10 protein-coding genes and 1 pseudogene are annotated in these 11,883 nt (G+C 61.8%); 5 read left to right on the forward strand and 6 right to left on the reverse strand.

Annotated features, from left to right (window positions below; genetic code table 11):
• The 5 genes from EOA85_RS03250 to EOA85_RS03270 form a co-directional block, all read left to right on the forward strand.
• On the forward strand, positions 1 to 800 hold an 800-nt coding region (locus tag EOA85_RS03250), incomplete at its 5' end, for an ABC transporter permease (RefSeq protein WP_164759466.1).
• On the forward strand, positions 801 to 1,589 hold the full coding sequence (locus EOA85_RS03255; RefSeq protein ID WP_127208353.1) for an ABC transporter permease: 789 nt from the start codon (positions 801 to 803) through the stop codon (positions 1,587 to 1,589).
• Positions 1,590 to 1,599: 10 nt separating this feature from the next.
• Positions 1,600 to 2,682: an ABC transporter ATP-binding protein gene (locus EOA85_RS03260; protein ID WP_127208354.1), complete on the forward strand. Its 1,083-nt coding sequence runs from the start codon at positions 1,600 to 1,602 to the stop codon at positions 2,680 to 2,682.
• 157 nt (positions 2,683 to 2,839) lie between these two features.
• A complete protein-coding gene (locus EOA85_RS03265) occupies positions 2,840 to 3,985 on the forward strand; it encodes an extracellular solute-binding protein (RefSeq protein WP_127208355.1) in 1,146 nt (381 codons plus the stop codon).
• An 85-nt stretch (positions 3,986 to 4,070) separates the two neighbouring features.
• On the forward strand, positions 4,071 to 5,666 hold the full coding sequence (locus EOA85_RS03270; RefSeq protein WP_127208356.1) for a GMC family oxidoreductase N-terminal domain-containing protein: 1,596 nt from the start codon (positions 4,071 to 4,073) through the stop codon (positions 5,664 to 5,666).
• A gap of 355 nt (positions 5,667 to 6,021) precedes the next feature.
• On the opposite strand, the gene EOA85_RS03275 is transcribed toward EOA85_RS03270, so the two are convergent.
• The 6 genes and pseudogenes from EOA85_RS03275 to hisD all read right to left on the reverse strand — a co-directional run bounded on the left by EOA85_RS03275 (position 6,022) and on the right by hisD (position 11,868).
• The gene (locus EOA85_RS03275) at positions 6,022 to 6,405 is read right to left on the reverse strand and encodes a VOC family protein (RefSeq protein WP_127208357.1); all 384 of its coding nucleotides are present in this window, start codon (positions 6,403 to 6,405) and stop codon (positions 6,022 to 6,024) included.
• A 100-nt stretch (positions 6,406 to 6,505) separates the two neighbouring features.
• Positions 6,506 to 6,997 (reverse strand): DeoR/GlpR family DNA-binding transcription regulator, encoded by a 492-nt coding sequence (locus tag EOA85_RS38595; protein ID WP_245485588.1) that lies wholly within the window; start codon positions 6,995 to 6,997, stop codon positions 6,506 to 6,508.
• Between the two features lie 168 nt (positions 6,998 to 7,165).
• Positions 7,166 to 7,291, reverse strand: a pseudogene (locus EOA85_RS38600) (DeoR/GlpR transcriptional regulator); the annotation flags it as partial.
• 56 nt (positions 7,292 to 7,347) lie between these two features.
• On the reverse strand, positions 7,348 to 8,994 hold the full coding sequence (locus tag EOA85_RS03285) for a GMC family oxidoreductase N-terminal domain-containing protein (RefSeq protein ID WP_127208370.1): 1,647 nt from the start codon (positions 8,992 to 8,994) through the stop codon (positions 7,348 to 7,350).
• Positions 8,994 to 10,496: a GMC family oxidoreductase gene (locus EOA85_RS03290; protein ID WP_127208371.1), complete on the reverse strand. Its 1,503-nt coding sequence runs from the start codon at positions 10,494 to 10,496 to the stop codon at positions 8,994 to 8,996. Before EOA85_RS03290 ends, EOA85_RS03285 begins: the two co-directional genes overlap by 1 nt.
• A gap of 61 nt (positions 10,497 to 10,557) precedes the next feature.
• Positions 10,558 to 11,868, reverse strand: a complete 1,311-nt coding sequence (gene hisD / locus EOA85_RS03295; protein ID WP_127208359.1) for a histidinol dehydrogenase — start codon at positions 11,866 to 11,868, stop codon at positions 10,558 to 10,560.
• Positions 11,869 to 11,883 lie beyond the last annotated feature (15 nt).

Below are 11,883 nucleotides of genomic sequence, written 5' to 3' on the forward strand. Positions count from 1 at the left end.
GTCTCATCCTGTTCGCCTACAGCTTCTGGTCGTCGGCATCCTACCGCATCATCCCCGATTTTCAGTGGGGCAACTATCTCGACTCGCTGACATCGCCCGCATTCTGGAAAGTAACGATAAATGCGGTCCGTATCGGCTTGCTGACGGCGACGATCACGCTCATCCTTTCCATTCCGGTCAGCTACTACCTCGTCTATGTCAGTCGCTCCCAGATCATCCTCTATCTGATCCTGCTCACCTGGTTTTCCAGCTATCTCGTGCGCATCTATGCGTGGCGGACGCTGCTGGGAACGAATGGCGTCCTGAACACGGTGCTGCTCCAGCTCGGCATTATCGACGAACCAGTCAGCGCTCTTCTGTTCAATTCCTTCGCCGTTACCATCACTCTGGTTCACATCTATCTCCCGTTCTGCATCCTGCTGGTGGTGGCATCCCTCAGTGAGATCAAACGCGAACTGCTCGATGCTGCCCGCGATCTCGGTACTTCGTCTTTGGGTGCGTTCTTCAGGGTCATCGCGCCGAATGCTGCCAACGGCCTCGTCGGCGCCTTTATGCTGACCTTCATCCTGGTCGCCGGCGACTACGTCACGCCACAGATGCTCGGCGGCTCGTCCGGCCAGACCACTGGCCTGCTGATCGCCGACCAGTTCCGCAAGACCGGAAACTGGCCGCTGGGAGCGGCGCAGGCATTCGTCATGTTCGCAGTATCGGTGCTCCTCTACGTCGCCATCGTCGCACTTGGTCGCATGAGCGGCGTCATCATCAATCGTCGGCGTCCGGTTGCAAGCGCGGAGGCATAGATGCTGCTCAAGCTCATTGTCTGGACGACCCTCGGCTTTCTTCTTGCGCCGCTGCTGATCATCGTCCTGTTCAGCTTCCACGCATCGCCGTCACTGTCTTTCCCCTTCACCGGCTTCAGCCTGCGCTGGTACGAGGAGCTGCTCGGCAATCCGCAGTTGAGCGCCGCCGTACTGAAAAGCCTCGTCATCGCTTTGATGACGACCACTATCACGCTCGTGCTAGGCGCCACCGCGTCGCTGGCGTGGTTGCGCTTCGGCCGTATGGGGCGGGGTCTCATCGAGGCCCTTACCGTGACGCCGATCGCGCTGCCCGGCCTTTTCGTCGGCGTCTCACTCCTCGTCCTCTTCGCCCAAGCTGGCGTGCAGCTGTCGACCGTCACCATCGTCATTTCGCACGTGGTCGTTGCCATTCCCATCATGATCGTTGCAATGAGGGCCCGCCTGACACTATTCGACCTGTCACTCGAGGAGGCGGCACGAGACCTCGGCGCCGGCCAGAGAAAAACCTTCGCGCGCGTTACGCTGCCGCTGATCGCACCGACGCTGATCTCGTCCTCCATCCTCGCCTTCGCCGTCTCCTTCGACGAGTTCGTCGTCACCTCCTTCGTGGCGGGCACCGAGACGACGCTGCCGATGTACATCTGGTCGATGATGCGGCGCACTGTGACGCCGTTGATCAACGCCATCTCGACGCTGGCGCTCGCTTTCTCCGCTGCCATTCTGATCGGCGCCTGGGTGATCGGTAGATTGCGCCGCAATTCGTCCATCGCCAGCCGCGAAGCGCCCTGAGGAGCCCAGCATGACCCCTCCCCGACCCATCATTGAAATTCGCGCCGGCAAGAAGGTTTTTGGCAGCTTCACGGCGCTGTCCGAGATCAACCTCGCGATCGAGGAGGGCGAGATCCTGACCCTGCTCGGACCGAGCGGCTGTGGCAAGACCACGCTCATGCGTCTGATCGCAGGCTTCGACACGCTGACGCAGGGCTCGATGCGCATCGGCGGCGTCGATGTCGCCGGCGTGCCACCCGAACGTCGGCCGGTCAACATGGTGTTCCAGCGATACGCTCTCTTCCCGCATCTGGACGTCTTTGAAAACGTGGCCTTCGGCCTGAAAGTCAAAGGCTTGCCTAAGGACGAGATCAAGGAGCGGGTTCAGCGTATGCTCCACATCGTCCAGCTCGACAGCTTCGCCAACCGCTATATCGACCAGATCAGCGGCGGTCAGAGCCAACGCGTGGCGTTGGCCCGGGCACTGGTGAACGGGCCGAAGGTCCTGCTGCTCGATGAGCCGCTCGCCGCCCTCGACCTCAAGATCCGGCAGCATATGCTGGCCGAAATGAAGCGCATTCACGCCGAGTCCGGCACCACCTTTGTCTATGTCACGCACGATCAAGATGAAGCCATGATCCTGTCCGATCGCGTCGCGCTGATGGAGAAGGGACGGATCGTCCAGCTCGATCGCCCCGAGGACATGTATGCCAGGCCGAAGTCGCTGTTCGCGGCGAAATTCCTCGGCGAGACCAACCTCTTCGAGGCCAGGGTAACCCACGTCAACGGCGTCGGTACGACGGCGGTGACGCCATCGGGCATCCGCTTCCTGGCAAGCGACGCGAACGCATCTCAGGATGACAGCGTAACGATCTCAATCCGCCCGGAATCACTGAGCTTCCAGTCCGGTGATGCGGCTCCGCAGTCTGTCGAGGGCACGGTCGAAGACATCGTCTTCATCGGCAGCCGTTCGTTCTACACCGTCCGACTTGACGATCAATCCAGCGTCCGGATCCAGGTTCAGCGCAACGCCCGAAACGTCCCGCCCGCCTTGCACGCCCGCACCAAGGTCTTCTGGGACGCCGCCAACGTTGTGATGCTGCCGCGCCCTTGAACCCGTTCAAGCCTGCCGACCGCGGGCGGCACCGTCCTCGCAATGTGACGCACATCTCGCGTCATCAGACGACGGCAATCTCGGCCATGCGAAATTGTGAAAACGCGGGCCACGCGGGACACTTCAAAGGCGAAGAAACATCAACAGGGGAACTGAGATGAGACGAATTTGGTCGACGGACGAAATCATGCAGATGGCGATGGGGCGCCGCACTTTCCTGCGCGGCGCCGGTGCCGTGGCAGGCGCTGTGGCGCTCGGCCCGTTCATCCCTCACTTGGCGCACGCCGCCAGTGGCGACTTGCAGATCATGGCCTGGGAAGGCTGGGAACTGACCGAGGAACTGGCCGACTGGCGCGCCAAGAACGGCATCAATGTCGAAGTGAGCGCGATGGGCAATCAGGACGACGTGACCACGAAATTCAGCGTGCCGAACCCGCCGCCTTTCGATGCCGCGGAATACAACCAAGGTTATGCAGACCTCTATATCGACGTGCTCAAGATCGCCAACCCGCTCGATAAGGCCAAGCTGCCCAACTACAACAAGGACAACCTCTTCGACGTCTTCTACGACAAGCCGACCTGGTATCGGAATGGTCAGCTTTACGGCGTGCCCTATGCCTGGGGACTCAACGCGCTCGTCTACAATCCGGCGCTGATGGAGAAGCCAACTTCCTATGAGGACCTGCTCAAGCCCGAGATGAAAGGCAAGATCGCCTTCGTCGACGACACGCTCGCCACTTGGCCGATCGCAGCTCGCATGGCCGGCCTCGGGGACAAGTTCCCGAATGTTTCGCGCGACGAGATGAAGGCGATCTTCGACAATCTTACGAAGTACCGCGACCAGTCGCGCATTATCAGCCTGACCTATGGCGACCTCGTCTCGCTGTTCGTTTCGGGCGAGGTGGCCGCGCTCTTCTGCGGCTGGACGGGCATTCCGGTGGAGACCGCCAAGCAAGGCGTAAAGACCGAATACACGATACCGAAGGAGGGCGCTGGCACATGGTGCGACGCGTGGTTCATGCCGCCTTCGGTCGACAACGAGGATGCCGCCTATGCCTTCTTCGACATGGCGATCTCGCCGGAAGTTCAGGCGAAAGTCACAACGCGCAACGCCGCGGGCGTTGTGTCGCCGAAAGCGCTCGATCTGCTGCCGCCGGAGACGAGAGCGCTGTTCGACTATTCCGACGTCGAGGGTATCTTCAAGTCGTCGCCGCTGCTCGGCATTCCGCCGCTCGAATCGTCCGAGTTCGCGACCTATGCCGACTGGGTGGCGGCATGGAACGAATTCAAGGCCGCCGCGTGACCGGTACCTCCCAGGGCTGATGCCCGCTCAGAGAGGCGGCCCCACCGACTGCGGCCGCCTCTCTGCTTGCGTGACGGATGGACAGATGCCTGACTATGTCGTGATTGGCGGTGGCTCGGCCGGATGCGTTGTCGCCTCACGTCTCTCCGAAGACCCCAGGACGTCGGTGCTGCTTCTCGAGGAGGGTCCGGAAGACCGGAACATCGCGATCCACCTGCCGGCGATGGTCTACAAGACCGCGACAGGCAACCTGCTCCAGCGCTTCGCGCAGGAACCGACGGCCGGGAACCCCAAGGCCTCGACGCCGACGATGGTCCAGGCGCGCGTGCTGGGCGGCGGCTCCTCCGTCAATGCCATGCTGTATGTACGCGGCATCCCGTCCGACTATGACAGCTGGGCAGCCGACGGTGCCGAAGGATGGTCCTATGTGGATGTTCTGCCGTTTTTCACAAAGGCCGAGGACAACGACACGCTGGCGGGCCCTGCACATGCGCGAGGCGGCCCGCTGCACGTATCCAGTCCCGAGCACGTCAGCCCGCTGACCAAGATATGGCTGCAGGCCTGCCAGCAGGCGGGCATTCCCTATGTTGCCGACTTCAACGGCGGCGAGCAGGCCGGCTCAGGTCTCTATCAACTCACGCTGCGCAACGGCCGCCGAGCCAGTGCGGCCGTGTGCTATCTGAAGCCGGCGCGCAAGCGATCCAATCTTTCGGTGCAGACCGGCAGCCGGGTTCTTCGCATCCTCTTCGAGGGCAAGCGGTCGATCGGCGTCGAATATGTGCGCGGCGGCGTCCGCACCGTGGCGACGGCCGAACGCGAGGTGATCCTGTCGGCCGGAGCAATCAACTCGCCACGGCTGCTGCTTTTGTCCGGAATCGGTCCCGGCGCGCATCTGAACGAACTCGGCATCCCGGTGGTCCATGATTTGCCCGGCGTCGGCCGCGGTCTCCAGGACCACATGGATGTCTACCTGATCTATGAGCTGAATGGTCCTCATGGTTACGACAAGTACAAGAAGCTGCCCTGGAAGGCTTGGGCGGGACTGCAACATGTGCTCTTTCGCAATGGTCCGGCCTGCTCCAACATCATCGAGGGCGGCGCCTTCTGGTGGGCCAATCGCGAAGATCCGCACCCCGACATCCAGTTCGCCTTCTTAGCCGGTTCCGGCATAGAGGACGGCGTTGCGCCAGTCGAAAGCGGCTATGGCTGCACGCTCAATGCCTGCCATATCCGGCCACGTTCCCGCGGTTTCCTCGAGTTGCGTTCGCCCAACCCGGCTGACGCGCCGCGAATTGTCCCGAACTATCTATCGGACCCGTACGATCTGGACACCATGGCCAAGGGCGTGCGCCTCGGCCGGGAAATCATGGGCCAGCCGCTGCTCAAGCCTTTGATCAAGCGGGAGCAGCATCCTCACCGTCCCATGCACACGTTGGAGGACTACCGCCAGTATGTGAGGGAAATGGCTCAGGGCGCGCTTCATCCTACGGGCACTTGCCGGATCGGCAAGGACGTCCTGGCGGTCGTCGACAGCCAGCTGCGCGTCCACGGCATCGCGGGGCTGCGGGTCGCCGACGCCTCGATCATGCCCACGGTGCCCTCCGGGAATACCAATGCGCCGGCCGTCATGATCGGCGAGCGCGCGGCGGATTTCATCTGCCGTAGCCGCAACGATCTCTGAGGATTCGAAAGTCGTGCGGCCGCGTGCTCGCGGCGCAGACTGTCTTAGACTAACGCGAGTTGAACCATTCCACCGTGTACGGCACGAGGAAGGTGGCCGCCGTCGGGAGATGTTCCGGCATTCCAATCATAGTGGGACGATTTCCATCAGATCCTCGATGCCCTCGTGGCGATCGCGAAGGGCTTGGCCGGAAGCGGGCTGCGGCGTGACGATAGCTCTCTTCTTGCCGATCACGACACGCAGCCCGTGACATGGCTGACGCGGGGCGGATATATGTCCTCCAACGCCCGGCGACGCAGCTATTGCCCATGATGCAATGGCGGGCGAAGGGCGAGAGAGACGTTGAGCTTGACTGTCAGGCAACGATCTCGATCAGGATGCCTTCGGGCGTGTTGACCAGTGCCTCGTAGTATCCGTCGCCAGTCATACGTGGCGCCGACACGAGCAGTCCGGCAAGCTCGAAGCGTCGTGCCGTCGTATCGACCGCTTCCTTGCCTCTGACCGACAGCGCGATATGCGCCCAGCCGACAGTCTCGCGGCCCGCGGGCGTCTCGACCCATGGCCCCTGCATCAGTTCGAGTTGCAGGCCGCTTTCTCGAAGCGTGACGAAGCGGGAGACGAAGCCGATCCGGTTTCGGCTTTCATAACGGTCGCCGATCTCCGCATCGAAAAACGCGCTCCAGAACGCCGCGGCCTGCTCGACATCCTTCGTCCAGAGTGCGAGGTGCGCAAGCCTCATGGGTACTCCTCCAGCCTGGCGCGTCTACGGGCCAATACCGAGCCGGAGGCCCCGCCCCGTCCCGCCTGGACCGGCGCGGAGGTGCCGCGGCTGACGCGTGTTACTCGGTCGGCGCGCCGGCGACGATGATATTCAAACCGGCTGCGCGCAGTTTCGAAGCGAACGGAACCGGCGCATCCCGTTCCAGGATCACGTGGTCGATGTCTGTCACCGCTCCGATGGTGAAAGGCGCGGTCGTCTCCGCCTTTGCGCTGGTGAGCATCAGCGCCTTGCTGGTACTCGCCTCCAAAAGCGCGATCTTGAAGTCCACGTCGGGCATGCTGAAGCCGGCCAGCCCGGCTGCACTCGACATCGCGCAGGCGCCCAGGAAACAAAGGTCGATGCGGAAACGGCGCATTTCCTGGATCGACCGCGCATCGACACATCCGCCCACCTGTGTGTTGACCGATCCGCCGATGACAAACAGCGATATGTCGGTGCGGTTCGCGAGCGCGGCGGCAATCATAATCGAATTTGTGATCACGATCAGCTGGCGGTCTGTCGGCAAAACCCCGGCAAGTTGAAGGTTGGTGCTGCCAGTGTCGAGGAACACGCTTTGCCCCTTGCCGATCAGATCGACCGCGGCTCGTGCGAGTGCCCGCTTACGCGGAATATCCTCGACAGCTCGGCTCTCCATCGGCGTGGAAGCAGGGGAAAGCGGAAGCGCGCCTCCATAGACCCGCTTGCAGATACCGTCCTGGGCCAGGGCGCGAAGGTCTCGGCGGATGGCATCCTCGGAAACGTCGAATTCACCGGCGAGCTCATTTGCCACGACGGACTCGCCGCGCAAGAGCCGGTCGGCGATTGTGCGGCGCCGCCCGAGCGGCAACAAAGATGAATCGTGCATGATCGTGCATAAGCACGAAATTCAAGACGTGTCTAGTCGAAGCAGCTGCTGGCCCATCACGCTGCGGCTTTGATGAAATCGGCGGCCCGTTCCCCGATCATGATACAGACCGCATTGGGATTCCCCGAGATTAATGTGGGCATAATTGAGGCGTCGGCAATGCGAAGCCGATCCACGCCACGTACGCGGAGTCGAGGATCGACCACCGCACCCTCGTCATGGCCCATACGGCACGTTCCAGCAGGGTGGAGCGCGGCATGCGCCGTCTGCAGGCAGAACTGCCTGATCTGGTCGCGCGATTTCATGGCTGCCAACGGCACATGCCTCGCTGAGACATACCGCGTCATTGCCGGTTTTTCCATGATGTCGAGGGCGGCCATCGTCCCGTCGGTGACCGCCTCGAGATCGGCGTGATCGGAGAAATACCGTGGTGCGACACGCGGATTGTCGGCTGGGTTTGCGCTGACGAGCGTAACCTCGCCGCGCGAGCGGGGTCGTATCTGCCCAAGATTGACGGTGCAGCCGTTGCCACCCGGAACGGCCTCAACTCCTTCCTCGATACCCGCACCCACGACCATGAAGAACTGCACATCAGGAAGGGCTTCGTCCTTATTGCCCCACCAGAAGGCTCCGCCTTCGATGAGGTTGGAGGAAGCAGGACCGCCTCCGAACAGCAGGTAGTTCAAGCCGGCGGCCGCCTTCCAATGCAGTTTCTTGTACTTGTCGTAGCTATGCGGCCCATTGAGCTGATAGATCAGGGATATCTCAATATGGTCCTGTAGGTCTTGGCCGACACCCGGCAGGTCGGCTATCACATTAACGCCGTGCCCGGCGAGCGCGTCGGCCGGGCCTATGCCTGACAGCATCAGCAACTTCGGCGTTGCGATGGCGCCGGCCGAGACGATCACCTCACGCTCGGCACGCACAACGAACCTGCGGCCCAGCGAAAGGTATTCGACCCCGACAGCCCGCCCCTTTTCGATGAGGATCCTGGTTACCGTGGCTCCTGTCCGGACGTCCAGGTTCGGGCGCTTGCGCGCCGGCTTGATGAACGCAGTTGCCGCGCTGCTGCGGCGTCCGCTCTTGGAAGTTATTTGATAAAGACCGCACCCAGCCTGACTGCCCGAATTGAAATCCGGATTGTAAGGCAGCCCGGCCTGCTGGCATGCTTGAAGCCATGCCCGGGTCAGCGGGTGGATATAGTCGATATCGGAAACGCCCAGGGGACCGCCAAACCCATGCACCTCGTTGCAAAACCGGTTGTTGTCCTCTGAGCGGAGAAAGTAGGGCAGCACGTCGTTGTAACCCCAGCCGTTCGCCCCCAGGGTTTCCCACTTGGCGTAGTCTCCGGGATTGCCGCGAATGTAGATCATCGCGTTGACTGAACTGCCGCCGCCGAGCACGCGGGCCTGCACCATCGTTGGCTTGCCCGTACGCGCCTGAGCGGCGGTCGGCTCCCATTCGAGGCGTTTCAACAACGGGCCCTGCGCGGTCTTGTAGTAGGCCCCGGGGATATGGATATAGGGGTTCAGGTCACGCGGTCCTTCCTCCAGCATCAGCACCGAGCGATCGGCCTCCTCGGATAAACGTGCGGCGACAACGCAACCTGTCGTGCCGCCACCAACAACGACGTAATCGCATTTGACAACGATGGGATCCGTCCGAGGAAATATGCCAAAGATCGCTGATCCGTGTCGTGACATCAGATCGTACTTTCTTTTATCGCGACGCCCGCTCTGATCGCCAAAGCTGCGATCGTCAGCGACGGATTGACCGCGGCCGACGTCGGGAGCACCGAAGCATCCGTGATGTAGAGATTTGGGATCTCGTGCGAGCGGCAATCGGGCGATACGACAGAGCTTGCGGGATCGTTGCCAAGCCGCGCCGTGCCGCATTGATGCGAGGTTGTTTTGCGACCGAACGTTCGGGTAAGCACGATCGGGAAGCCGGCCCTTCTCATCACAGTGCGCGTCCTGCGGATAAGGGTCTCGTGGGCATCCATGTTGCTGCGCACCCAGTGCATCACAATGCGGCCATCCCGAATCGTGACGCGGCTCTCGGGATTGGGCAGGTCTTCGCTAGTAAGAAACCAGCCGTAGCAATTCCGGGCGATCAGATGCGTCAACCAGCGCGGCAACAATGGCGTGTTCGCCTTCAGGATGTTTCCCGTAATGTGGCCAAGGAGTTGTACATTACCGAGAGGGAACCCCGTTTCTGGATCCCGGTTGTAGAAATCGTTGAAGGCGATCGTTTTCTGATAGACCGATGCATTCGGGGAAAATGGATCGATCGCCAACATGGCGGTCGTGTTGTGGTTCATGAAGTTGCGGCCGACCTGATCGGACCCGTTGGCGAGACCTCGCGGATGTGTGTCGCTTGAAGAGCGTAGCAGCAGCGCTGCTGTCTGCACCGCTCCCGCCGCCACCGCGATGATGTCAGCCTCTATCCGCTGCTCTATCCCATCTTTCACGAAGATTGCGGCCGTTACACGCTGCCGGGACGCGTCGGTTTCAAGCCGTATGACGTTTGCACCAGTCAGGAGGGTGACGTTGGGGTACTTCAGAGCTTCTGTCAGCGGCCCGACCTCCGCGTCGATCTTGCCCTGTCCAGTGTTTGGAAATGCGTCCCATCCTGTTCGGGCGGCGCGCAACCATTCATCGATATCGACCGCGAGTGGCAGGCTGGATGGATGGAGGCCGACACGACGCAGCCGTTCGCGCACCTTCACAATGGAAGGCTCGTCGGGCACTGCGGGAAAAGCATAGGGGTTGGCGTGAGGTGGCTCGGTCGGGTCTTGCGATACGTCGCCGCGGACCTTGAAAACCCTTTCGGCTCGCTCATACCAGGGTTCTAAGTCCTCATAGGAAATGGGCCAACCGGGCGACATGCCGCCCATGTGTTGTCGAGGCGCGAAGTCCTCCCGACGATATCGGTACATGACCGCGCCGAAGAACTTCGAGTTACCGCCGACGTGGTAGTAGTTGCCCGGGAGGAATGACTCACCGTCAGTACCCAGCCACTCCTCTGTCGAGCGATAAAAACCCTTCTCGAAGATCGCCGTGTCGTCTCGCGCCTCCGGGGAGTCCCTCAGGTGCTCGCCGCGTTCCAGTATGACGATGCGTCGCCCGCTGTCCGCAAGACTGTAGGCGAGCGAAGCGCCGCCTATTCCGGATCCGATGATGGCAATGTCTGCCGTTTTATCCATCTCGAAGCTTTCGTTGACGATGCGGTATCCTTCCGCGCGTTCCGTTGGACGTTGCTGGTCATCAGAACGGCTCGGCTGCCGACGCGTAGGCAACATTCCGTCCACCGTAGCGGCGGACGCGAATGTTGGACTGCTCAGCGTGACCGGCGAAACCCTCCATGATGGAGAGTCGCGAGGCGTACTGGCCGATCAAGGCAGAGGCCTCGTCCGTTTCGATGCGCTGGTAGGTGCACGTCTTCAGAAACTTCCCGACCCAGAGTCCCCCGGTGTAGCGGGCCGCCCCTCCGGTCGGCAGGGTATGATTTGTCCCAATCACCTTGTCGCCGAACGAGACGTTGGTGCGGGCTCCCAGAAAGAGGGCTCCGTAGTTTTTCATATTCTGTAGAAAGTGGTCCGGATCACGCGTCATCACCTGCACGTGTTCGGACGCGATGCGATCGGCCTCCGCCACCATCTCCTCGGGCGTTTCGCACAGGATGATCTCACCGAAATCCAGCCAGGCCTTGGCCGCGATGGGAGCCGTCGGCAGCATCGACAGCAGCCGCTCTATCTCGGCAAGCGTATTCCTGGCGAGCTTTTCGGAGTTGGTGATCAACACAGCCGGCGAGTTCACTCCATGCTCGGCCTGGCCAAGCAGGTCGGTTGCCACGAGCTCGCCATCGACGCTGTCGTCCGCGATGATCAGCGTCTCCGTCGGTCCGGCGAAAAGGTCGATGCCCACCTTGCCGAACAGCAGCCTTTTGGCCTCGGCGACGTAGGCGTTGCCCGGCCCGGCCAGCATGTCGACGGGAGCGATGGTCTCGGTTCCGTAAGCCATTGCGGCGATGGCTTGCACACCGCCGAGGCAATAGATCTCGTCGGCGCCGGCCAATGCCTGCGCTGCGACGATCTTCTCGGCGATCCTGCCTTGGAAGGGCGGCGCGCAGGTGATGACGCGCTCGCATCCCGCCACCCGGGCCGTGAGCACCGTCATGTGTGCCGAGGCGAGCAGCGGATACTTGCCACCGGGGACGTAGCAGCCAACGTTCTGGATCGACACGTTCCTGTGGCCGAGAATGACGCCTGGAAGCGTTTCGATCTCCAGGTCGAGAAGGGTCGCTCTCTGGGCTTCCGCGAATTTGCGGATCTGGTCCTGCGCGAAATCGAGATCCTCGCGCTCCCGGTGCGTGAGAGTGTCGACGCAGTGATCGATCTCGGCCTTCGTCAGCCTGTAGCTGTCGCGGTCAAATTTGTCGAAGCGGTTGGAGAGTTCCCGGACCGCGCGGTCGCCGCCTTTCTCCACCTTGGCCAGCAGCGCCTGGACTGTCGCCGTGACCCCCGTCTGCCCGCTTTCCGCGAAGCCCCCGCCTGCCGATTTGATAGTCCGTATCATGAATAAAACTCTCGT

Origin of the sequence: Mesorhizobium sp. M5C.F.Ca.IN.020.29.1.1, from assembly GCF_003997375.1 — a bacterium.
Classification (GTDB): Bacteria; Pseudomonadota; Alphaproteobacteria; order Rhizobiales; family Rhizobiaceae; genus Mesorhizobium; species Mesorhizobium wenxiniae.